A 20,491-nucleotide genomic window follows, 5' to 3' on the forward strand; every position below is an offset into this window, starting at 1 on the left:
GCTCGGCGTGAGGCGCTGGCCGTGTGGGTGAACCACTACAACTACCATCGGCCTCATACCTCCTGCGGGGACGCCCCTCCGGCCTCGTTGGCCCCGGCCCGAGTCAACAACGTCATGACCTCTTACACCTAGTCCGACGCCGCGGTGCCCCCGCCGTGCGAGGCTCAACCAAGCATTGTGGCCCACGGCACAGATCATTCCTGCGAATGCCGCTCCCGTTCACCATCTGTTCACCCCGGCCGAGCACTCGATTCACCTCTGGACCGTACGGTCGGGTGCGGTGCAGAACCGGGCCAGCCGGACGCTCTGCCCTCACCGTCGTCATCCGATTGAAAGAGGCTCTTCGTGAAGGCTCACCGCTTCGGCCGCTCCGCCGCCCTCCTGTCCGTGGCCGCCATCGCCCTGACCGCCTGCTCCTCCGCGGACAGCGGCAACGGCGGCTCCGATGCCTCCGGCTCCGCCGGCGGCGAGCAGGGCACCACCTCCGAGGTCCAGGGCAACCTGGTCGGCGCCGGCGCCTCCTCGCAGGAGGCGGCCATGACCGCCTGGACCCAGGGTGTCACCGAGACCGCTCCGAACCTGACCGTGCAGTACTCCCCGGACGGCTCCGGTGCCGGTCGTGAGAAGTTCCTCGCCGGCGCCACCTCCTTCGCCGGCTCCGACGCCGCCCTCAAGGAGGAGGAGGCTGAGTCCGCCAAGGAGAACTGCGGCGACGAGGGTGCGTTCCACGTGCCGGCCTACATCTCCCCGATCGCCGTGGCCTACAACCTGCCGGGCGTCGATGAGGTCAAGATGGACGCCGAGACCATCGCCAAGGTGTTCTCCGGCGAGATCAAGAACTGGAACGACGAGGCCATCGCCGCGCAGAACGAGGGCGTCGAGCTGCCCGACACCCCGATCACCGTCGTGCACCGTTCCGACGACTCGGGCACCACCGAGAACTTCACCGCCTACCTCACCGAGGCCGCCGGCGATGCCTGGTCCTACGACGAGGTCGAGACCTGGCCGTCCGACATCACCGCCGAGTCCGCCCAGGGCACCAAGGGTGTCGTGGGCCTGGCCTCCCAGACCGAGGGCGCCATCACCTACGCCGACGCCTCCGCCGTGGGCGAGCTGGGCACCGTGTCCGTGAAGGTCGGCGAGGAGTACGTGAAGTACTCCGCCGAGGCCGCGGCCGCGACCGTCGAGAAGTCCGAGGCCAAGGAGGACGGCTCGATCGAGCTCGACCGCGCCACCGACGAGTCCGGCGTGTACCCCGTCGTGTTGGTCTCCTACCACATCTACTGCAACCAGTACGAGTCGCAGGAGACCGTGGACCAGGTCAAGGCCTTCGCCGAGTACGTCGTGTCCGAGGACGGTCAGAAGACCGCCGAGGAGTCCGCGGGCAACGCCCCGATCTCCGAGGACACCCGCAAGAAGGCCATGGAGCGCATCGAGGCCATCTCGGTCAAGGGCTGATGTCGCTTCTTGTCGGCTGACCCACCGCCGCTTCGGCCGCCGGGCCCCACGGGCCCGGCGGCTGAAGCCGCGTCAGGGCTCTCGTTCGTCGCGGCCCGTCCATCACCACGCACGTCGATCTGAGGGAAGGCACTGTGTCCTCAACCACCAACGAGGCGGCACCGAAGCCGTCCAGCCTGCGCGGCCCCCGCCGCGGAGCCGCCGGAGACAAGCTCCTCTCCGGCGGGGCCCTTGCGGCCGCCGTCCTGATCCTGCTCGTGCTCGCCTTCGTGGCGGTCTTCCTCCTGACGGAGGCATGGCCTGCCCTGCAGCCGGGTGCGGAGCTCGTGTCCGCGGACTCCTTCTTCCAGTACGTGTGGCCGCTCATGGCCGGCACCGTGATGGTGTCGATCATCGCTCTGCTCATCGCCACCCCGGTCGCGATCGGTGTCGCCCTGTTCATCTCGCACTATGCGCCCCCGCGCATCGCGCAGTCGGTGGGCTTCGTGATCGATCTGCTGGCCGCGATCCCCTCCGTGGTCTACGGCGTGTGGGGCTGGCTGACGCTCGCTCCGCTGATGGTGCCGATCTACGGCTGGCTCAACGAGAACCTGGGCTTCATCCCGTTCTTCGGCGGCTCGGCCACCACCACGGGCCGTACCCTGCTGACCTCGGGCGTCGTGCTGGCCGTGATGGTCCTGCCGATCATCACCGCGCTCTGCCGTGAGATCTTCACCCAGACCCCGAAGCTCCACGAGGAGGCCGCGCTCGGCCTCGGCGCCACGCGCTGGGAGATGATCAAGATGACCGTGTTCCCGTTCGCCCGGGCCGGCATCGTCTCCTCGATCATGCTCGGCCTCGGCCGCGCGCTCGGCGAGACCATGGCGGTCACCATGGTGCTCTCCGGCGGCGTCTTCTCCTGGTCGCTCGTGGAGTCCGGCAGGAACCAGACGATCCCGTCGGAGATCGCGCTCAACTTCCCCGAGGCGTTCAACATGCGCCTGCACGAGCTGATCGCTGCCGGTCTCATGCTCTTCATCATCACCCTGGCGGTGAACATGATCGCCCGCGCGATCGTGAACAAGCACAAGGAATTCTCGGGAGCCAACTGACATGAGCACTGTCTCGACTTCTCCCCGGGCCACCGAGGACAGCGTGACGCCGCGGCGTCACTCCCTGACCGAGGGTCAGAAGCCCGGCTGGACCTGGATGGCCGTCGCAGCTGCCGCGGCCGTCGTCGCCGCCGGCCTGACCGTGCTGCTCAGCGGCGCCTTCAACGTCGTCGGTTTCGTGATCATCGCCGCCATCCTCTACATCGCGGGGCTCTACGTGGCCACCCGCGTGATGGAGAACCGGCGCCGCGCCGCAGACGGCCTGTGCCGCAACCTCGTGTGGCTGGCGTTCCTCGTGGCCCTGGTGCCGCTGGTCTCCGTGCTGTGGTCGGTCCTCTCCGCCGGTCTGCCGACCCTGATCGCCAACCCGCAGATCATGGCGTACGACATGAAGGGCATCACCGGCATCGACGACTCGGCGTGGGTGGAGGACGGCAAGCCCGCCGGCGGGCTCGCGGGCGGTTTCGGCCACGCCCTGATCGGCACCGTCGTGATCACGATCATCGCGACCCTGATCTCCGTGCCGATCGGCATGCTCACCTCCATCTACCTGGTGGAGTACAGCCGCGGCGGCTGGTTCTCCCGCGCCATCGTGTTCTTCGTGGACGTCATGACCGGCATCCCCTCGATCGTGGCCGGCCTCTTCGCCTACGCCGCGATCACGTGGGTCCTGACCCTGGTCACCGGCAGCAAGTCCACCGCACTGCAGTCCGTGCAGATGGGTCTCACGGCCGCGATCGCGCTCTCGGTGCTCATGATCCCCGTGGTCGTCCGATCCACGGAGGAGATGCTCCGTGTGGTGCCCAACGAGCTGCGCGAGGGCGCCTACGCCCTCGGCGTGCGCAAGTGGCAGACCATCGCCAAGGTGGTCCTGCCCACCGCGATCTCCGGCATCGCCTCCGGCGTCACCCTGGCCATCGCCCGCGTGGCCGGCGAGACCGCGCCGATCCTCGTGACGGCCGGCTTCGCCACCAGCATCAACTGGAACCCGTTCGACAACTGGATGACCGCGCTGCCGGTGTACATCTACCGCCAGCTGGTCGCCCCGACCTCGCCCACGGCGGCGGACCCCTCGACCGCCCGCGCCTGGGCAGCCGCCCTGCTGCTCGTGACCATCGTCATGCTGCTCAACCTGGCGGCACGGTTCATCGCCAAGGCGTTCGCCCCCAAGAAGGGCCGATGAGGTCCGGCCGCCCGGAATCCCCCGGGCGGCCGGCCCCGACCCCGTCGCACCCCCCCAGAGACTTCCACGAAGGAACAGAACCACTCATGTCCAAGCGCATCCAGGCCATCGACGTCGATGTCTTCTACGGCAAGTTCAAGGCCGTCGAGGGCGTCAACATCGACATCGCCCCCCGCTCCGTCACCGCCTTCATCGGCCCCTCCGGCTGCGGCAAGACCACTTTCCTGCGCAGCATCAACCGCATGCACGAGGTGCTCCCCGGCGCCACCGTGGACGGCCAGCTCCTGCTCGACGGCGAGGACATCTACGGGCCCGGTGTGGACCCGGTCCGCGTCCGTTCCCAGATCGGCATGGTCTTCCAGCGCCCGAACCCGTTCCCCACGATGTCCATCCGGGACAACGTGCTGGCCGGCTACAAGCTCAACGGCACCCGCCTGAACAAGTCCCGTGCGGACGAGCTCGTGGAGAAGTCCCTGCGCGGCGCCAACCTGTGGAACGAGGTCAAGGACCGCCTCGACAAGCCCGGCTCCGGCCTCTCCGGCGGTCAGCAGCAGCGTCTGTGCATCGCCCGCTCCATCGCGGTGCAGCCCGACGTGATCCTCATGGACGAGCCCTGCTCCGCGCTCGACCCGATCTCCACCCTCGCCGTCGAGGACCTGATCAACGAGCTCAAGGAGGAGTACACGGTCATCATCGTCACGCACAACATGCAGCAGGCCGCGCGCGTGGCGGACAAGACCGCGTTCTTCAACATCCAGGGCGTCGGCAAGCCCGGCAAGCTGATCGAGTACGACGACACCGACGTCATCTTCAACAACCCCTCGAGCCAGCAGACCGAGGACTACGTCTCCGGCCGTTTCGGCTGAGCCGCCCCGCGCTCCGTCCCCGACCCCGTCCGGCCGCACGCCGGGCGGGGTCGCGGCGTCTGCGGGGCCGGGCGTCGTCGTCGGGCGCGGCCTCAGGCCAGCGGGAGGAGGGCCAGCGTGCCGAGGAGGCCGAGGAGGGCGCAGGCCACCGGCGTGAGCAGCCACCAGCCGACCACGCGCAGCACGGTGGGCCAGCGCACGGACGCGTAGGTCTGCGTCTGGCCGGCGCCCACGATGGCCGCCGTCGCCGTGTGGGTGGAGGACAGGGGCAGGTGGAACACCAGGGATCCGACGAACAGCAGGCCCGCGGGGATGACGGCGGCCACGGACGCCCGCAGGGGGTCGAGGCGCACGAGACGCTCGGTGAGGGTCCAGGCGATCCGCCAGGCGCCGCCCAGCGTGCCGAGCCCGACCGCGAGGGCGAACAGGAACGCGCCCCCCACGAACTCGGCCGTCAGGGCGTCCGGCGCCAGGACGGACCCGGACCCCACCAGCACGGCGGCCCACAGCACCCCCATGCGCTGACCGGCCTGCAGGCCGTGGCCCATGGCCATGGCGCTGGCGGAGATGCCCAACGCGACGCGGGCCCGGTGCTGGACGTTGACCGTGGTGCCGCGGGTGGCGAGCCGCGTGGCGGGCGCGGTGAGCAGGCGGGCGAGCGCCCACGCGATCAGGGGCGAGAGCAGCAGGCTGAGCAGCACCTCGGCGCGGACGAGGTCGAAGATGGTGTGGGCGACGTCGATGTCCAGACTCAGGCGCACGGCGAGGTGGCTGCCCGCCAGCGCGGAGATCAGCGCGTGCGTGCTGGAGCCGGGCAGGCGCCGCCACCACAGCAGCAGACCCCACACGAGGGTCACCACGCAGGACACGCCCACGGCCAGGGGGCCGATCTCGCTGCGCACCGCGGGCGAGGTGAAGTAGTGCACGCTCAGCGTGATGAGCCCGATGCCCAGCAGCGCGCCCACGGTGTTGACCGCTCCGGTCAGGAGGAGGGCCCCGCGCGGTGTCAGCGCCCGGTACCGGACAGGCAGCGCCGCGGCGTTGGGGGCGTCGCGGAAACCCATCAGCGCGCCGACGGCGCACAGCAGCACGAGGACGACGGCGAGCCCCGCGGTCACGGCGCCTCCACCGGCTCAGGACTCACGGACGAGCACCATGCCCAGGTCCATGTTCACGCGGGAGAGGGCCTCGAGCGCCGCGTGCAGCGCCCAGGCGACCTCGCGCTGGCGGTTGTAGTCGCGCTGCAGCAGGTCCATGCCGAGGTCGGCGAGCCACTCGACCATGATCCGCTCCGTGCGGCGGGAGGCGCGCAGCAGCTGCATCCACGTGGCCTCCAGGGCGTCGAGGTCGCGCATCTCGGCGGCGCCGCGGGCGAGCAGCTCGGCCTGCCGCCCCACGGTCTCCAGGACGTCGAGGGCGTGCGTCGGCAGCTCCTCGAGGTCGGCCCGCTGGATCAGCACGCCCGCCGACACGACGCGCCGGGTGGTCGCGTGCACGCCGCTGGCCAGCCGGTAGAGGTCCTGACGGGGCAGCGGAGTCACGTAGGCGCTGCGCAGCGCGGTGAGGAAGGCCATGAGGGTGGCGCTCGAGGACGAGTCGAGCTCCTCGAGCTCACGGGCGGCACGGTCCGCCTCGGGTCCGCGGGTCCCCGCGACCTGGGCCACCAGATGCACGGACCGGTGCAGGGCCTCGGCGAGGTCCGCCATGTGGCGCAGCGCCGGGGTGTCGCGCGTGACGAGCCAGGGCATGCGGGGGGACATGGGCAGCGGTCGCTCTCTCGTCGACGGGTGGCGAAGGGGTCGACGACGACGCCGGACCGGGAACGCCTCTCGGCGGAAGGCCGCTCGCAGCGGCTATGTGTTGGAGCCCGGGGTTACCAGCGGCCCGGCGCCGTCCCCATCAGTCTAGCGATCCGTCCCGAAACGCTCGACCCGCCGCCTCCAGGGCGTCGGCGGTGCTGACCAGGCGCGCGGCCCGGCGGGTGAGGGCGGCGGCGCGGTCCGGGGCGGCGGCCTCGGAGCCCTCGGCGTGCTCGACCTGGCCCAGAGCCACGACGCGGGCGTAGGCCGCGGCGCGCTCGAACGCGACGTCGATCTCGGAGCGGTAGGCGCCCGTGAGGATCGTGTCCGTGAGGCGGCGCAGCTCGGCCGGCCCCGGCGGCTCGACGGCGCCCGCCACGACGCGCGAGGCGTAGGCGGCATGCCCGGCGCGGTACCAGGCGGCCCAGCGCTCGCCGTCGCGGGTCGTCGCCTCCTGGAGCGCGTACAGGCGCCACAGGGCGCCGGCGAGCGAGACGGGCGGGGCGTCCGCCCACAGCTCGGCGAGCGTCTCGACGCCCAGCTCGCGGACCAGCCCGACCAGCCGCTCGACGATGGCCGGGTCCTCCTCCGCGCGGCCGCCGGCCACGAGGGCGTGGGCCAGGCGCGAGGCCGCCGCGGCCACTTCCTGCGGGTCTTCGCCGCCGGCGAAGTGCGTGAGCTCCTGCGGTTCCGAGAGGCGGGGCCGGTGGGGGCGCAGCACGCCCGAGGCGCTCGAGCTGGCGCCGCGGCCGGCGGGCAGGCGGTGACGTGCCATGGGCGGGCTCCCTTCGAGGGCGCATCGGGGTGGGGATGTGGTCGCCGGAGGCGGCGGCCCCGTCCACGGTAGTGCCCCGGACGCCTGGGCTACCATCGGAGGGCACCCGTGAGGGTCGCCGTCGTCGGCCGCGCGCCGTCGTCGTCGGCCGCGGGTGGGGGCCTTTAGCTCAGCTGGCAGAGCATCGGACTTTTAATCCGCCGGTCGCGGGTTCGATCCCCGCAGGGCCCACCGGAAAACGGCCCCTGACTAGGCATGACGCCCGGTCAGGGGCCGTTCTGGTGAGGGTCTGGTGGCCACGATCCACCCTTTACCCACCCGATTCACTCCGTCGATTGGCTGGCCTCGTCGGCATCCGATGGCACGACTTTGTGAGCGACGTACCCGGCCACGCCAGCCCCCTCCAGCGTTCTTGTCGCCAGATTCCATAGCCAGTTCACGAGTGATGGGTCGGGGGCGGTCATGGCGACCGGCAGTGCAACGGCGAACCATGCGATGGTGACCGCCGCGAATATTCCCAGGCGGAGGGCCTCGGGTGATAGGGAGGAGTCCCCCTCAGGCGGAACACTGGCTATGACCAAATTAGCCGCGGCGGAGAGGTCATCACTGCTCGAACCGGCCTGGTTCAACTCGCGGGCGAGGTCGGGCCTGCTGGCGATTTCCTGTCCCACGGCCGCAAGGGCTGAGAGGTCCAAACGCCCTACCAGGATATGAGTCTTTGCCTGAAACTGTGCGAGCACCTCTGCGGCATTGCCCAGCGTCGGCGCGAGTTGCTGATTCAGTTGGGCAGTGACCTCCGCCATGGATGCGAGGCTGGGCGCGAGTTGCTGATTCAGTTGGGCGGTGACCTCCGCCATGGATGCGAGGCTGGGCGCGAGTTGCTGATTCACCTGCGCCATAACTTCAGTCAATTGAACGGTCAGTTTAGGGCTCAGGGATGGCATTGCCGTCGCAAGTGATTTACCCAATGTGGCCGTGGCTTTCAACATTGAATCTTGTAATGGATCAAGCGCCTTGCGCAGTCTTTCCGCCTGCTCAGGTGAGAGTCGGAAATCATCATCATCGGGGGAAAAACCCGTTGTAGTCATGATTGCTCCTCGTCATAGGTCTCCCAGAACCCGGCCAGCGCCGCCGTCATGTCCGCCGCCTCCGGTGCCTTGGCCCGGTAGTGCGTCCGCGTCACAGCCTCCCCGGAGTGGCCCAGGTACGCCGACGCTGCGGCCAGGCCCTCCGCGTCCGCCAGCCGCGTGGCAACCGTCTTGCGGAACGTGTGCGGGGTGACCCACTCGAATCCGATAGCCTCCCGCGCCGTCCGCCACTGCTTCCGGTAGTTCGACGGGTCCCGGACAGTCCCCGTGGACGACGGGAACACCATCGGGGACACCAGGTCCAGGTCCATGGACCGTTCCCACCGGCCGCGGAGCATGTCCGCCGTGTGCGCGTCCACGGTGTAAGTCTGGACGGACCCGGCCGACTTGGGATGATCCTGGCGCACCGCGCCCCCGCGGCCCGCCACGACGACGGCACCCGTGATGGCCACCTTCCGGGCGTCCAAGTCCACGTCCTGCCACCGCAGGGCCAGCGCCTCCGAGATACGGCACCCCGTCGCCAACATGACGTCCACGACGTCCAGCAGATCGTCCGGCCGCCGACGCCTCCCGTTCACCGGTGGCTCCGACTGCTAGGCCGCCAACTTCCGCCGCAGGACCCGGACGTCCGCCGGCGACAGGGCGCGCACCTCCTTCCGTGGGACGGAGATGGGGGACACCTCTCGGAGTGGGTTCCCCTGGATGGCGTCATGCCGGGCAGCCAGACCGAGGACGCCGGACATGACCGTCCGCGCCACCTTGGCCGAGGGTGCCCCGTGGTCCCGCGCGATGCCGCGGAGGAACGCCTCCATCCGGGACGTGGTGCATTCCCTCACCCGGAGTTCCCCGACGCCGCCGCGGGCCTTGCAGACGTGCAGGTCCACGGTGATCCGGTACCGCTTCACGGTGTTGGCCGCCCGGCCGCGGGCCTCCACCTCTGCCAGCCATAGGCGGGCGACGTCGCGGACGCGGGTGTCCGGGGTGACCTCGCCGGCGGGCGGGGCTGTGCGGGCGCGGAGGCGGGCCTCCAGGGCGCGCCGGGCGCGCTCCTTGGAGGACGCCCGGGCCTCCACCTTGCGCGTCACCCCGTCCACGTCCCGGACCTTGGCCATAGCGCGGAATACCCCGGGGGCCACCTCCTTGGGGTCACTGATGCGTCCCCAGGTGCCCACAGCCAACGGCGGGCGCGGCATGGTCAGCCCTCCCCGTCTGTGGCGTCGCCCTCGCCCAGGTCCAGAACCTCGTTGAGGGGCCGAAGGGATGCGGGTTCCGGGTGGTCCATGTACCGAACGGCACGGGCATGGACCATCTGAACGACGGGGGTAAGTGGGTGCCTGTCGTCCGCGACCTCCGCGCGGTCCCGCCCGGACAGGGCGCGCCTGGCCTCATCCACCAACCACGTCATGGTCTGCACCCGGGTATTGAACTCCCCCTGGAGGCGGTATAGGCCACGCACGGCCGCGGCGGCCCGCTCCAGGTCCGCCCCTCCGGTGAAGTTGTCCTCACCCGCGTGAATCATCTGATCCACGGTGACGTTGAGGGCCGCCGCGATCCCCTGGGCCTCCCCGAGTCTCACCGGCCGCTCTCCCTTCTCGATCCGGGAAATCGTCGTCTGGTGGAAACCCTTCCACCCCAACTCCGTCATGCGTCGGGCCATCTCCCCTTGTGACCACTCGCTCTCCTCTCGGAGGCGCTTCATGGCGGCCACGAAGCGAGCCTCCGTCTCCGCGCCGGGTGGTTCTGGTGTGTTCGTCATGCCTCCAAGGTGCCACAAATCGTGGTTGACCGTAAAGCACTAGGCGTGGTTACATGGTTTCGTGTTTACAACGGTAGAACACCACGTTGGACCCATTGAGAGGACCGCACCCATGAACACCACCCCCGTCACTGTCACGACGCCGCGCCCCGTCACCCACCTGTCCCCCCAGGACCTTGCCGCCCGCGTGGGCGTCCCGGTCGCCACCGTCTACAACTGGCGATCCACCGGCTACGGCCCCCGCGGGTTCCGCGTCGGGAAGTACCTCCGGTACCGCCTGGCCGACGTGGAGGCATGGGAGGACGCCCAGGTGGCTGCCGAGGACGACCGATGAGCGCCCCCGACCGCTACTGCCTGGACCCCGCCGTCCTAGACGTGGAGGCCCGCACCCCGGCCGCCGGCGCTCGCCTCCCGTCCGGATGGGTCCGCGCAGCCACAGCAGCCGCCCGCACCATGGGGGAGCCGTTCACCCCGGCCCGCCTCCGCGCCGCGCTCCCGGAGCCGGTTCACCCGGCCCACTTCGGGGCCGTCGTCCGTCACCTCCACGCGGCCCGTGTGATCCGTCCTGCGGGCTTGGCCCTGGAGCGGTCCCCGGACGGGTCCGCGCGCCCTGTCCGCGTCTGGGAGGCCGTCCCCGTGGGGGCCGAGGACCCTGCGGAGGACACCGCCGCTCCCGCCGCATGAGCGGCACACCCACCACCCGCATCACAGGCCTGGAAGGAGGGCACCCATGGGCGCGAGCAACGTCATAGCCGCCTATACCTACTGGCGCGGCCGCCTCTCGCACCGGGACCTCCACGCGCTCGTGTTCATGGCCGTGACCGCCCTCGATTCTGACCGCCCGCCGGTCTACTACGGCGGGTGGGAGGCCGTGGCCCGGGCGCTAGGCCTGGACCTGGAGGGCAACCGCGCCTCTGCCAAGCGGACCACCGTGAAGGCCTTGACCGCGCTCACCGAGGCCGGGGCCATCACCTCCAGCGGTACGGCCCGCGCCGGAATCCGTGCGGAATACGCCCTGAACCTCGCGCCTGGGACCACCTACGTCCCGTCCGGCCGAGGGCGGAACGTCACCTGGACGGCGCGGCCCGCGACTGCCAGGGGGACCGCCATGGACCCCCAGGTAGGGACCGTGGTGGACCCCCAGAGGGGGACCGTCGTGGACCCCCTCCAGGGGGACCGTGGTGGACCTAGGAGGGGGACCGCCGTGGACCCCCCTAAGAGAACCCAGGAACCACACGGAGGAACACGGGAGGAACCACCAGAGGAACCACCCATCACCTCCCAGCCCAACTCCGGTACGCGCGTGCGCGAGTCCGACGCCATGAATGACGACAGGACCCCCTCCAAGGCAGAACAGGAGGCCCGCCTCCTGGCATGGGCCGCCGAGCACTACACCGAGGACCCCGACGCCCTCACCGCCTGACCCTCCCCGCACGACCGCCGCCCCACCTACCACGCACCCCGTGGCCCCGATCCATCCGCCTCTACGCCTGGAGGCCCAGCACCTAGGAACTGACCATGGTCACCACCGCCACCAGACACCACCGCCGCATCCCTGCGGGGACCCTCCGCACCGCAGCCCCGTTCTTCGCTGTCCTGGCCGCCCGCCACGGCATCCCCGCCCCCGATGCCCCCACGCCAGCCAGAACGCCCGCAACGGCCTCGAGCGCGGCGCAGGACGCCCGCCCGACGCTGGACCGCCTCCCCAGCCTGGAGGACCGCCGGTGATCCGCACGCACCCCGCCGAGGACCAGCACGCCAGCGGCCGCTACCTGGACACCGCAGCCAGAAATGCCGAGGACTTGGCAGCCGTCGCCGACGCCGCGGCCAAAGACGCCGAAGCCATGGCCCGCATCGTCGCGGACATCGTGGCGCAGCACGCCGAGGACTTGGCCGGCATCACCGCCACCACGGCCGACGACTCCCAGGCCCACACCTGACCACGCCCACCCTGTTCCACCGCGAGGAGCACACCATGAGCACCACCACCACCCACCCGGCACAACCCACCCCCGCCGACCTCCGCACCATGCTGGCCGTCAACGTCGCCGCCCTGGCCGCCCGCCTGAACCTCGCCGAGGCCGACTGGGAGGACCGCGCATGAGCCGCCAGCCCGCCTCTGTGCCCCTGACCAGTGCCCTTGACGCGGCACCGTTCGGGCGTGAAATGCGCGCACTCCGCCGCGGCGCGGGTCTTACCCAGGCCCAGGCCGCGGACCGGATGGGGGTCTCCCTCCGCTGGCTCAAGTACCTGGAGGCGGGCACCCGGACGCCCCGCTTGCAAGACGTCGGCCGCGTGGCCGTCATGGACCCGCTCACGGGCCGCATGGCCGCCAGTGTCCTCCAGGCCCTCACTCCGGCCGGGAAGATCACCCCGTCTGGCCCGCGGCTATCTCTCGCGCACCTGGCCCGCCTCGCCGGCTGGCCAGTGGAGCCCATGGACCCATCCGTATCCGCTGCCCTCACTCCGGAGGCTCTGGCTGTCGTGGCCGACGTCCTGGATGCCGCGCACGCCCTCCTGGACCAGGCGGACCCGCACATGGAGGACCTGGACGCCTTGGCCGCCACCCGCAACGTCTCCGCCGTGGTTCGCCGCCTGGATCACGTCTACGCCGCTCTCGCTGCCGAGGACGCCCGGTGACTGCGCCGAGCCCCAGTGAACGGGCACCCCCGCGCGGCCCCGTCCCTGCTCCTCACCCCTACTCGAAAGGACCCGCCGGCATGACAACCACACAGACCATCACCGCCAACCTGACCGCAGTCCGTCACGCCTACTACGCGGCCGTGCAGACGGCCCGCACCTACCAGGACCCGGACCTCACCCCGGAGGCCCTGACCCGCCAGCGCCAGGACCGCGAGGCCGCCGCCCGTGCGGCCTACGCCCAGGCCCTCCGCCCGATCCGTGACGACTACGAACGGGCGGCCCGCCTGAACGCCATGGCCTTGGCCAAGGTCCCTGGCCCCACCGGCTCCACCGCCGACGTCTGGCGGCGCGTGGAGATGCGCCTGGGCGCGGGGGCTACCCTGGACCAGATCGTGGCCACCGCCGACGTCCCAACCCTCCAGGCGGTCCGTGAGTGGGCACCCACCTACCTGGCCGTGAACGGCGGGGACCCGGCCGCCACCCCCGCGCTGGGGGACCGCCTGGAGCGCGCCACCCTGGCCCGCTACGCCGCGATCACCGAGGACACGGACATGGCCGCCGCCCTGGCCGAGGCCCCCACGCTGGCCGGCCTCGCCGTGACCCTGGACGATGCCGAGGCAGAGGCCCAGGGCATCCCGGGGGCCGGAGGCCTGAACGGTGCTGTGGCCGCTGCCTTGGCCGTCCAGGCCGCCGGGTCCACCACCGTGGACCCCGACACCACCGCCTGACCGACCTACCGGCCACCTGCGGCCCCGTTGCCCCTCACCGGGCGGCGGGGCCGCCGTCGTCCTGGGGCTGATAGCCGTGGACCTAGGAAACTCCGAACAGCGACGGGAGGACGCTTAGGACACCGCCCGAGGAACTCAGGATGAGGCCCCAACTTGTCAGACGCTGGGCCTTGCGCTGAATGTCCGCGCCCTGGCCCGGCTCCATCTCGTTGTGAAATGTCGCGGTGCCATCCCCGTTGTCCTCGAAGTAGACCGGCGGGGCCGCTCTTAGGCCGAGCACACCGAGCACGAGGCCGCCCACGATGAGGAGGATGCTAAGAATCAGTAGCCACATGCGATGAGTATGGGGGCTGGCCGTTGCCGGGTCTGCGGCGGGTCAGCGGTGACGGTTCGGCCCCCACTCGGCCTTGGCCCGGGAGTCTCCATGGGCGGGCGTGTAGGTGCACGTGCGGGTGTAGGACTGGGGGGCCATGCTCTGCGCGTCTCTACTTCCAGTCGGCTGGGTGCTGTAGTCCGCTGTGGCGTTGTAGACGGTCACGGGAGGGTGGCCTGGCGCGTATCCCTCTAGGAATGGCCCCTGGAACTTGACGTCCAGCAATGCGAACTGGCCTGGGCGGCCCGCGCTGTTCCGCTCCTGAGCGCGTAGGAGGTCCATGCACGTAGCCCGGGCGGCCTGTTCCACGGCCGCGGGGGCAGGGGTGGGAGTCGCGGAGGTAGGGGCGGCGGAGCGTGGCCCCGCGTCATCGCCCCCGCACCCGGAGAGGGACAGGGCGGCCAACCAGGCAAGGGCGGTGAGCGTGGCGGAGCGCGGGCGCGTCGTCATACGGGGAGTCTCCCATGGTGCCGCCGAACACCTGTGAACAGCCCACCCTTTACCCACCCTAAACGTCCGGAAACAACGTGTTCCGACAGGGCCAACAGCGGAGGGCGGGGCCGCGGAATCCGCGGAATCATGCGGGGCACGGGACCCCGTGCGTACTGTCCAGGACCAGACCTCGAGAATCCGCCGGTCGCGGGTTCGATCCCCGCAGGGCCCACCGGAAAGCGGCCCCTGACCAGGCATGACGCCCGGTCGGGGGTCCTCCCTAGGATGGAGCCATGAGCCCCACGCCCGCACCAGTCACCGAGACGATCAGCTCCGGCCACAGCGTGGTGTGGTCGCGCCCGCCGGCGGAGCGCGCGGGCACGGACCTGGTGCTCGTGTTCCACGGCTACGGCTCCAACGAGGTCCGCGCGGCGCGCCGCCACTTCCCGATGCTCCCGGAGCGGTGCACCGGCCTGGCGGTGCGCGGCGGCTTCGAGATCGACGAGACGGCGTCCGAAGGCCCGGGCGACCCCGGCGCGCACGGCTGGTTCCTGCTCGACCTGCTGCTGCAGTCCGACTTCGCCCAGGTGCTCGCCGCCGCCCACCGCGTGTTCGACGTGCTCTCCGCCGAGGAGGTCGTGGCGGCCGGCTTCCGCACGGTCTCGGTGCTCGGCTTCTCCCAGGGCATGGCCATGGCGACGACGGTCCTGCGTCTGCGCCCCGAGGCGTTCACCTGCGGTGTGGGCCTGAGCGGCTTCGCCGTCGACAACGAGCTGCTGGCCATGCTCGACTCCCCGGCCGAGGGACCGGGCCCGCGCCCGTTCTTCTGGGGCCGGGACGCCGAGGATCCCGTGATCCATCCGGACGCCGTCGCCCACACCCGCGCGTGGGCCGAGGAGCACACCCGCCTGACCGTGCGCACCTACCCCGGGATCTTGCACGGGACCGGCCCCGACGAGGTCCGTGACGTGCGCATCTTCCTCGAGCACTCCCTGCGCGCGGCGACGCCCGGGTCCTGACCGCGGGGGTCGCGCGCCGATACTGTGGCGCGCATGGCAAAGAACTCGACGATCGGCCGGTACGCGTCCGGGAAGGTGAAGGACTTCGGGCTGAAGTCGGCACTCGATGAGAACGGCGAGCCCACGGAGGGCTTCGAGAAGGCCCTCTCCACGGTGTTGGCGGTCCAGCGCCCCCTGGTCCTGAAGAACATCCAGCGCATGGCGGCGAAGCACCCGGGGGAGAGCCCGGAGCGTCTCGCCGAGCGGCTCGGGCAGCAGTACCTGACCACCGTCACGGGGGCCGGTGCCGCCGTGGGCGGCACCGCGATCGTCCCGGGCATCGGCACCGTGGCCGCGCTCGGCCTGTCCGGTGTCGCGGTCGCCGGCTTCATGGAGGCCACCGCCCTCTACGCGCAGTCCCTCGCCGAGCTGCACGGCATCACCACGCAGGACCCGCAGCGCGCCCAGGCCCTCGTCATGGGCCTCATGCTCGGCGACGACGCCAAGGAGCTGCTCCGCGAGGCCGCCGCCAAGGCCGGCCGTCCCTACGACCCGCAGTCCAGCCTCAACGCGCTCGCGGGCACCGCATCGGGCACCGGCATCAGCGCGTTCGTGGTGGATCGCCTCAAGAGGACGTTCATGCGCAAGATGCGCCTGCGGCAGGGTGCCGGCTTCGTGGGCCGCGCCGTGCCGTTCGGCGTGGGCGCCGTGATCGGCGGCGTGGGCAACCGCGCCATGGGCAAGGCCGTGATGGAGAACGCCGCGGAGCTCTTCAGCCCCCTGCCGATGGTGATCCCCGGCGAGATCCGCGAGGGCGCCGCACAGGGGCGCGCCGAGGGGGAGTCGGCGGGCGCCAAGGACGACGGCGGCGTCTTCGGCGCGATCCGTCGCGCCCTGCCCGGCGGCAAGGACGAGAAGGACGACAGGCAGAAGAAGGGCAAGCCCGCCGCCTGACGGCCCCGCCCCCGCGCGTCCGTCGCCCCCGCCCCCGCGCTTTCGAACGTGAGAGAGGCCCTATCTCACGTTCGAAAGCGCCCATTCGCCCCATGTCACGTTCGAAAGTGCGGGGCAGCGGGTCCGTCTCAGAGGAACAGTGTCGCCACCCCGTGGATCGCCAGGCCCGCGAGCGCGCCGACGACCGAGCCGTTGATGCGGATGAACTGCAGATCCTTGCCCACGAACAGCTCGAGGGTGCGCGCGGTCTGCTCGCCGTCCCAGCGGGCGACCGTCTCCTCGATCACCCCGGTGAGCGCCGGGCCGTAGGAGCTCAGCGCATACGCCGCGGCGCGGCGGGCGTGGCCGTCCACGCGGTCGCGCAGCTCGGGGTCCTCCTGCAGGCGGGCGCCGAGGTCGCGCAGGGCGGCCACGAGCGCGCGATGCAGGTCGGAGGACGGGTCCTCGAGCGCGTCCAGGAGCAAGTCCCGCAGGGAGACCCGGGCCCGCCCGGCCCACGCACGCAGCCGTTCGTCCGCGAACAGGTTCCGCTTGAACCGCTCCACCGAGGCGCGGGTGGCGGGCTCGTTCCGCATCTCGTCGGCGAGGCGGTCGAGCCAGTCGTCGACGGCGCGGCGGGCCTCGTGCTGCCGGTCGCGGCGGATGCCGGCGAGATACTTGAGGGTCTCGGCGTGCAGTCTCTCGGCGAGGAGGCGGTCCACGAGGTCCGGGCTCCACTCGGGGGAGCGACGGCGCACCGTCTCGACGAACAGCTCGGGGTGGGCGGCCACCCAGTCCCCGGTGTGGGCGACCACGAGGTCCACCACGCGCTCGTGGTGCCGTCCGGCCACCACGTCCTCCAGCACGCCCGCGAGCGTGGGGGACCAGTCCGGGGCCACCATGTGGCGTTCCATCAGCTGGCGCAGCAGCTCCTGGACGGCGTCGTCGTCGGCCGCGGCCATGGCGCCCCGGGCCGCCGTCGCGATCTCCCGGGCGGTGCGGGCCGCGTTCTCCTCACGGCGCAGCCAGCCGCCGGCGGCCTCGGCCACCTTCAGTCCGTCGACCTTCTCGTGGGCGACCTCCGAGTCCAGGAAGTTCTCCTGCACGAACTCGGTCAGCGCGGCGCCGAGCTGGTCCTTCTTCCGCGGGATCAGGGCGGTGTGCGGCACGGGCACACCCATCGGGTGGCGGAACAGCGCCGTGACCGCGAACCAGTCCGCCAGTGCGCCGACCATGCCGCCCTCCGCGGCGGCGCGCACGTAGCCCCACACCGGGTGGGTGTCCTGCAACGGGAACGCGACCACGAACACCACGGCCAGCAGGATGAGCAGCCCCAGGGCGACGGCCTTCATGCGCCGCAGGCCCGCCGCGCGTTCGAGGGCACCGGCGCTGAGCAGCTGCTGGGCGGGGTCGGGGGAGAAGGACACGGGAGGCTCCTGATCGCGTGCACCGAATGGTCCCCACCAGTTAACCAGCCGGGCACCCTGCGGTGACGTGGTCGGCACACGCGCTCCCTAGCCTGGCGGCGTGCCCGCCCTCGTGATCGCCCACCGCGGTGCCTCCGCCGCCTTCCCCGAGCACACCCGCGCCGCCATGCTCCACGCCCTCGCCGTGGGCGCGGACGGTCTCGAATGCGACGTCCAGCTCACGCGGGACCGTGAGGTCGTCTGCTGGCACGACCCCACCGTGGATCGCACCTCGGACGGGCACGGCGCGGTCGCGGACCACACGCTGGATCGTCTGCGCGGCCTCGACGTCGTCTCGTGGCACGCCCGGCGTCCGGGGGCCGAGCCCGCCACGACGACGGCGCCGCCCGCCGCGTACGGCGGCGCGGGGGAACAGGTGCTCACCCTGGCCGACCTCCTGGCGATCGCGACGGCCGCGGACCGGCCGCTGCGACTGGCCGTGGAGCTCAAGCACCCCTCCCCGTTCGGGCATGAGCTCGAGGAGCGGGTGCTGCGGGAGCTGCTGCGGGCCGGCTGGGACCCGGAGACCGGCCGGGTGGGTCAGGTGCAGGTGTCCCTCATGAGCTTCCACCCGGACGCGCTGCGCCACGTGGCTCCGCTGGCCGGCACGGACCCCCTCTGCCCCCTGATGGACCTCATGCCGACGGAGCTGCCGACCCGGCTCGCGCGGGGGCCGCTGAGCCGGGCGGCGGTGCGTGCGGCGGCGCGTCAGTCGCTGGCGGGGTCCGAGGCGCTCGTCTGGCGCGGCCGGGCCGGGATGGCGGGGCCCTCCGTGGCCTACGTGCGGGAGCACCTGGCGGACGTGAAGGCGTGGCTGGCGGCGGGGCGGCGGCTGCGGGTGTGGACCGTCGACGAGCGCGAGGACGCCGATTTCCTCCTCGCCCAGGGGGTGCAGGAGCTCACCACCAACCGTCCGGAGGACGTGCTGCGCTGGGTCCGCGAGCGGGCCGCCGCGCGTCGGGAGCGGGTGCCCACCGGGGCCTGAGGGCGCCGTGCCGCACGCGCAGACGCGGCCTGCGTTGCGTTCCTGCCCGCGCTTGTGGCTATAGTCACGTCCAGGAGCGTGCCCGAGGTCACACCCGACGGCGCGGTCCCCTCGCACCCGCGTCTCGGCTGAGACCTCTCCCGGAGGAGCCCCCATGGCCACCCGTCTGCGTCACCGACTCCTGTCCGCCGCCGCGCTCACCGCGGCCGGCGCCCTGCTCGTCACCGGCTGCGCCCAGAGCCAGCGCGACGGCGGCGGCTCCGGCGGCTCGGGCGGGGGCGACGCCGCCCAAGTGGACGGCTCGTTCATCTTCGCCGCCTCCTCCGACCCGAAGACCCTGGACCCGGCCTTCGCCTCCGACGGCGAGACCTTCCGGGTCTCCCGTCAGATCTTCGAGGGCCTCGTGGGCACGAAGCCGGGCACCGCGGACCCCGCGCCGCTGCTGGCCGAGTCCTGGGAGTCCTCGGAGGACGGCCTGACCCACACGTTCCAGCTGAAGGAGGGCGTGACCTTCCACGACGGCGAGCCGTTCAACGGGGAGGCCGTGTGCGCCAACTTCGACCGCTGGTACAACTTCACGGGCATCCAGCAGTCGGAGACCCTCTCGTACTACTACGGCAAGCTGTTCCGCGGCTTCGCGGACAAGCCCGAGGACGCCGTCTACCAGGAGTGCGAGGCCACCGGCGAGCACGAGGTGAAGATCACGCTGGCGCAGCCGTTCGCGGGCTTCATCTCCTCCCTGTCCCTGCCGGCCTTCGCCATGCAGTCGCCGAAGGCGCTCGAGGAGTACAAGGCGGACGAGGTCGGCGGCACCGCCGAGTCGCCCCAGATGTCCGAGTACGCCCGGGCACACCCCACCGGCACCGGCCCCTACAAGTTCGAGTCCTGGAGCGTGGGCGAGGACGTCAAGCTCACCGCCAACGAGGACTACTGGGGCGAGGGCGGCGAGGTCACGGACATCACCTTCCGCGTGATCGACGACCCGGTGGCCCGCCGTCAGGCGCTCGAGGCCGGGGACATCGACGGCTACGACCTCGTGGCCCCCGCGGACACCGCGGCCCTGTCCGAGGCCGGCTTCACCGTGGTGGCCCGCGACCCGTTCACCATCCTCTACCTGGGCCTGAACCAGGAGAAGGAGGAGCTCCAGGACGTCAGGGTGCGCCAGGCGATCGCCCACGCGATCGACAAGGACGCCCTCATCGCGCAGACCCTCCCCGAGGGCACGGAGCCCGCCACCCAGTTCATCCCGAAGTCCGTGAACGGGTACAGCGAGGACGTCACCACGTACGAGCACGACCCCGCCAAGGCCAAGGCGCTGCTCGCCGAGGCCGGCTACCCGGACGGCTTCACGATCGACTTCAACTACCCCACCGGCGTCTCGCGCCCGTACATGCCGACCCCCGAGCAGGCGTTCTCCAACCTCTCGAGCCAGCTGGCCGAGGTGGGCATCACGGTGAACGCGAAGCCGGCCAAGTGGAGCCCGGACTACCTCGACCAGGTGCAGGGCACCTCGGACCACGGCATCCACCTGCTCGGCTGGACCGGTGACTACAACGACACGGACAACTTCGTGGGCGTGTTCTTCGGCCAGGAGAAGCCCGAGTTCGGCTTCACCGACGAGGAGCTGTTCTCCGCCCTCGCGGAGGCCCGCCAGATCCCGACGCTCGAGGAGCAGACGCCGAAGTACCAGGAGATCAACGAGCAGATCTCCGAGATCGTCCCGGCGGTCCCGCTCGCCCACCCGGCCCCGTCGCTGGCCTTCGACAAGCGCGTGGCCTCCTACCCGGCGAGCCCGGTCAACGACGAGGTCTTCAACGAGATCGACCTGACCGAGTGAGCCCGGCGGGCCGGGGACGACCCGCCCCACCGGCGACGACGGCGCCGCGGCGGATGCCCCAGGGCGCCACCGAGTTCCGC

26 protein-coding genes and 1 tRNA gene are annotated in these 20,491 nt (G+C 71.4%); 17 read left to right on the top strand and 10 right to left on the bottom strand.

All coding sequences use genetic code 11. The features are described 5' to 3' along the window. The 5 genes from MF605_RS10405 to pstB all read left to right on the top strand — a co-directional run. A partial coding sequence (locus MF605_RS10405; RefSeq protein ID WP_141843713.1) for an integrase core domain-containing protein occupies positions 1-132 on the top strand: 132 nt, incomplete at its 5' end. Positions 133-345: 213 nt separating this feature from the next. Beyond that, positions 346-1,458 carry a phosphate ABC transporter substrate-binding protein PstS gene (gene pstS / locus MF605_RS10410; protein ID WP_036384202.1) on the top strand — a complete coding sequence of 371 codons (1,113 nt, stop codon included), beginning with the start codon at positions 346-348 and terminating at the stop codon, positions 1,456-1,458. Positions 1,459-1,592: 134 nt separating this feature from the next. Next, complete coding sequence (gene pstC / locus MF605_RS10415; protein ID WP_044658633.1) at positions 1,593-2,549, top strand: phosphate ABC transporter permease subunit PstC; 957 nt, start codon at positions 1,593-1,595, stop codon at positions 2,547-2,549. A 1-nt stretch (position 2,550) separates the two neighbouring features. Continuing rightward, the gene (gene pstA, locus MF605_RS10420; protein ID WP_036384203.1) at positions 2,551-3,732 is read left to right on the top strand and encodes a phosphate ABC transporter permease PstA; all 1,182 of its coding nucleotides are present in this window, start codon (positions 2,551-2,553) and stop codon (positions 3,730-3,732) included. Between the two features lie 86 nt (positions 3,733-3,818). After that, positions 3,819-4,598, top strand: a complete 780-nt coding sequence (gene pstB / locus MF605_RS10425; protein ID WP_069941086.1) for a phosphate ABC transporter ATP-binding protein PstB — start codon at positions 3,819-3,821, stop codon at positions 4,596-4,598. Between the two features lie 92 nt (positions 4,599-4,690). Here the strand turns inward: pstB and MF605_RS10430 are convergent, their stop codons facing one another. The 3 genes from MF605_RS10430 to MF605_RS10440 form a co-directional block, all read right to left on the bottom strand. Next, positions 4,691-5,716 (bottom strand): inorganic phosphate transporter, encoded by a 1,026-nt coding sequence (locus MF605_RS10430; protein WP_134417040.1) that lies wholly within the window; start codon positions 5,714-5,716, stop codon positions 4,691-4,693. A gap of 15 nt (positions 5,717-5,731) precedes the next feature. Further along, positions 5,732-6,358: a hypothetical protein gene (locus MF605_RS10435; RefSeq protein WP_036314859.1), complete on the bottom strand. Its 627-nt coding sequence runs from the start codon at positions 6,356-6,358 to the stop codon at positions 5,732-5,734. Positions 6,359-6,497: 139 nt separating this feature from the next. Continuing rightward, a complete protein-coding gene (locus tag MF605_RS10440; RefSeq protein WP_041103592.1) occupies positions 6,498-7,172 on the bottom strand; it encodes a hypothetical protein in 675 nt (224 codons plus the stop codon). A gap of 158 nt (positions 7,173-7,330) precedes the next feature. On the opposite strand from MF605_RS10440, the gene MF605_RS10445 reads away from it, so the two are divergent. After that, positions 7,331-7,403 (top strand) — tRNA-Lys (locus MF605_RS10445). Positions 7,404-7,495: 92 nt separating this feature from the next. Here the strand turns inward: MF605_RS10445 and MF605_RS10450 are convergent. The 4 genes from MF605_RS10450 to MF605_RS10465 form a co-directional block, all read right to left on the bottom strand. After that, positions 7,496-8,260 (bottom strand): hypothetical protein, encoded by a 765-nt coding sequence (locus MF605_RS10450; protein WP_134417039.1) that lies wholly within the window; start codon positions 8,258-8,260, stop codon positions 7,496-7,498. Further along, the gene (locus MF605_RS10455; RefSeq protein WP_241246540.1) at positions 8,257-8,787 is read right to left on the bottom strand and encodes a site-specific integrase; all 531 of its coding nucleotides are present in this window, start codon (positions 8,785-8,787) and stop codon (positions 8,257-8,259) included. The genes MF605_RS10450 and MF605_RS10455 overlap by 4 nt, the downstream gene beginning before the upstream one ends. Before the next feature lie 66 nt (positions 8,788-8,853). Beyond that, positions 8,854-9,453, bottom strand: a complete 600-nt coding sequence (locus MF605_RS10460) for a hypothetical protein (protein WP_134417037.1) — start codon at positions 9,451-9,453, stop codon at positions 8,854-8,856. 2 nt (positions 9,454-9,455) lie between these two features. Continuing rightward, positions 9,456-9,959, bottom strand: coding sequence for a helix-turn-helix domain-containing protein (locus MF605_RS10465; protein ID WP_241246541.1), 504 nt, complete (start codon positions 9,957-9,959; stop codon positions 9,456-9,458). A gap of 169 nt (positions 9,960-10,128) precedes the next feature. Between MF605_RS10465 and MF605_RS10470 the strand changes: the two genes are divergently transcribed. From MF605_RS10470 to MF605_RS10495, 7 genes are all read left to right on the top strand, one after another. Then, positions 10,129-10,350, top strand: coding sequence for a helix-turn-helix transcriptional regulator (locus MF605_RS10470; RefSeq protein WP_069941083.1), 222 nt, complete (start codon positions 10,129-10,131; stop codon positions 10,348-10,350). Continuing rightward, positions 10,347-10,700 (top strand): hypothetical protein, encoded by a 354-nt coding sequence (locus MF605_RS10475; RefSeq protein WP_069941082.1) that lies wholly within the window; start codon positions 10,347-10,349, stop codon positions 10,698-10,700. The genes MF605_RS10470 and MF605_RS10475 overlap by 4 nt, the downstream gene beginning before the upstream one ends. A 46-nt stretch (positions 10,701-10,746) precedes the next feature. Continuing rightward, complete coding sequence (locus MF605_RS10480) at positions 10,747-11,439, top strand: hypothetical protein (protein WP_134417036.1); 693 nt, start codon at positions 10,747-10,749, stop codon at positions 11,437-11,439. A gap of 301 nt (positions 11,440-11,740) precedes the next feature. Then, a complete protein-coding gene (locus tag MF605_RS10485; protein ID WP_069941079.1) occupies positions 11,741-11,956 on the top strand; it encodes a hypothetical protein in 216 nt (71 codons plus the stop codon). Between the two features lie 35 nt (positions 11,957-11,991). Then, the gene (locus tag MF605_RS12020) at positions 11,992-12,120 is read left to right on the top strand and encodes a hypothetical protein (protein ID WP_256093403.1); all 129 of its coding nucleotides are present in this window, start codon (positions 11,992-11,994) and stop codon (positions 12,118-12,120) included. Between the two features lie 62 nt (positions 12,121-12,182). After that, positions 12,183-12,656, top strand: coding sequence for a helix-turn-helix transcriptional regulator (locus MF605_RS10490; protein ID WP_166795280.1), 474 nt, complete (start codon positions 12,183-12,185; stop codon positions 12,654-12,656). 80 nt (positions 12,657-12,736) lie between these two features. Then, positions 12,737-13,387, top strand: a complete 651-nt coding sequence (locus MF605_RS10495) for a hypothetical protein (protein ID WP_069941077.1) — start codon at positions 12,737-12,739, stop codon at positions 13,385-13,387. Positions 13,388-13,469: 82 nt separating this feature from the next. Here the strand turns inward: MF605_RS10495 and MF605_RS10500 are convergent, their stop codons facing one another. Together MF605_RS10500 and MF605_RS10505 are read right to left on the bottom strand one after the other, a co-directional pair. After that, positions 13,470-13,721, bottom strand: a complete 252-nt coding sequence (locus MF605_RS10500) for a hypothetical protein (protein WP_069941076.1) — start codon at positions 13,719-13,721, stop codon at positions 13,470-13,472. Between the two features lie 42 nt (positions 13,722-13,763). Continuing rightward, positions 13,764-13,925, bottom strand: coding sequence for a hypothetical protein (locus tag MF605_RS10505; protein WP_166795279.1), 162 nt, complete (start codon positions 13,923-13,925; stop codon positions 13,764-13,766). A gap of 560 nt (positions 13,926-14,485) precedes the next feature. On the opposite strand from MF605_RS10505, the gene MF605_RS10510 reads away from it, so the two are divergent. Continuing rightward, a complete protein-coding gene (locus MF605_RS10510; protein ID WP_036383543.1) occupies positions 14,486-15,211 on the top strand; it encodes an alpha/beta hydrolase in 726 nt (241 codons plus the stop codon). Between the two features lie 33 nt (positions 15,212-15,244). Continuing rightward, the gene (locus MF605_RS10515; protein ID WP_134417034.1) at positions 15,245-16,144 is read left to right on the top strand and encodes a hypothetical protein; all 900 of its coding nucleotides are present in this window, start codon (positions 15,245-15,247) and stop codon (positions 16,142-16,144) included. 128 nt (positions 16,145-16,272) lie between these two features. Here the strand turns inward: MF605_RS10515 and MF605_RS10520 are convergent, their stop codons facing one another. Then, positions 16,273-17,550 carry a DUF445 domain-containing protein gene (locus MF605_RS10520; RefSeq protein ID WP_134417033.1) on the bottom strand — a complete coding sequence of 426 codons (1,278 nt, stop codon included), beginning with the start codon at positions 17,548-17,550 and terminating at the stop codon, positions 16,273-16,275. A gap of 100 nt (positions 17,551-17,650) precedes the next feature. On the opposite strand from MF605_RS10520, the gene MF605_RS10525 reads away from it, so the two are divergent. Next, the gene (locus MF605_RS10525) at positions 17,651-18,574 is read left to right on the top strand and encodes a glycerophosphodiester phosphodiesterase (protein WP_134417032.1); all 924 of its coding nucleotides are present in this window, start codon (positions 17,651-17,653) and stop codon (positions 18,572-18,574) included. Positions 18,575-18,728: 154 nt separating this feature from the next. Further along, on the top strand, positions 18,729-20,411 hold the full coding sequence (locus tag MF605_RS10530) for an ABC transporter substrate-binding protein (RefSeq protein WP_134417031.1): 1,683 nt from the start codon (positions 18,729-18,731) through the stop codon (positions 20,409-20,411). Positions 20,412-20,491: the final 80 nt, after the last annotated feature.

The organism is Micrococcus luteus (assembly GCF_022664405.1).
GTDB classification, from domain to species: Bacteria; Actinomycetota; Actinomycetes; order Actinomycetales; family Micrococcaceae; genus Micrococcus; species Micrococcus luteus.

Bases quoted from the DNA above. Each gene is read 5' to 3' on its own strand.
- pstA (WP_036384203.1), top strand. From the start codon at position 2,551: ATGAGCACTGTCTCGACTTCTCCCCGGGCCACCGAGGACAGCGTGACG.
- pstB (WP_069941086.1), top strand. From the start codon at position 3,819: ATGTCCAAGCGCATCCAGGCCATCGACGTCGATGTCTTCTACGGCAAG.
- MF605_RS10435 (WP_036314859.1), bottom strand. From the start codon at position 6,358: ATGTCCCCCCGCATGCCCTGGCTCGTCACGCGCGACACCCCGGCGCTG.
- MF605_RS10440 (WP_041103592.1), bottom strand. From the start codon at position 7,172: ATGGCACGTCACCGCCTGCCCGCCGGCCGCGGCGCCAGCTCGAGCGCC.
- MF605_RS10450 (WP_134417039.1), bottom strand. From the start codon at position 8,260: ATGACTACAACGGGTTTTTCCCCCGATGATGATGATTTCCGACTCTCA.
- MF605_RS10455 (WP_241246540.1), bottom strand. From the start codon at position 8,787: ATGTTGGCGACGGGGTGCCGTATCTCGGAGGCGCTGGCCCTGCGGTGG.
- MF605_RS10460 (WP_134417037.1), bottom strand. From the start codon at position 9,453: ATGCCGCGCCCGCCGTTGGCTGTGGGCACCTGGGGACGCATCAGTGAC.
- MF605_RS10465 (WP_241246541.1), bottom strand. From the start codon at position 9,959: ATGAAGCGCCTCCGAGAGGAGAGCGAGTGGTCACAAGGGGAGATGGCC.
- MF605_RS10470 (WP_069941083.1), top strand. From the start codon at position 10,129: ATGAACACCACCCCCGTCACTGTCACGACGCCGCGCCCCGTCACCCAC.
- MF605_RS10475 (WP_069941082.1), top strand. From the start codon at position 10,347: ATGAGCGCCCCCGACCGCTACTGCCTGGACCCCGCCGTCCTAGACGTG.
- MF605_RS10480 (WP_134417036.1), top strand. From the start codon at position 10,747: ATGGGCGCGAGCAACGTCATAGCCGCCTATACCTACTGGCGCGGCCGC.
- MF605_RS12020 (WP_256093403.1), top strand. From the start codon at position 11,992: ATGAGCACCACCACCACCCACCCGGCACAACCCACCCCCGCCGACCTC.
- MF605_RS10490 (WP_166795280.1), top strand. From the start codon at position 12,183: ATGCGCGCACTCCGCCGCGGCGCGGGTCTTACCCAGGCCCAGGCCGCG.
- MF605_RS10495 (WP_069941077.1), top strand. From the start codon at position 12,737: ATGACAACCACACAGACCATCACCGCCAACCTGACCGCAGTCCGTCAC.
- MF605_RS10500 (WP_069941076.1), bottom strand. From the start codon at position 13,721: ATGTGGCTACTGATTCTTAGCATCCTCCTCATCGTGGGCGGCCTCGTG.
- MF605_RS10510 (WP_036383543.1), top strand. From the start codon at position 14,486: ATGAGCCCCACGCCCGCACCAGTCACCGAGACGATCAGCTCCGGCCAC.
- MF605_RS10515 (WP_134417034.1), top strand. From the start codon at position 15,245: ATGGCAAAGAACTCGACGATCGGCCGGTACGCGTCCGGGAAGGTGAAG.
- MF605_RS10530 (WP_134417031.1), top strand. From the start codon at position 18,729: ATGGCCACCCGTCTGCGTCACCGACTCCTGTCCGCCGCCGCGCTCACC.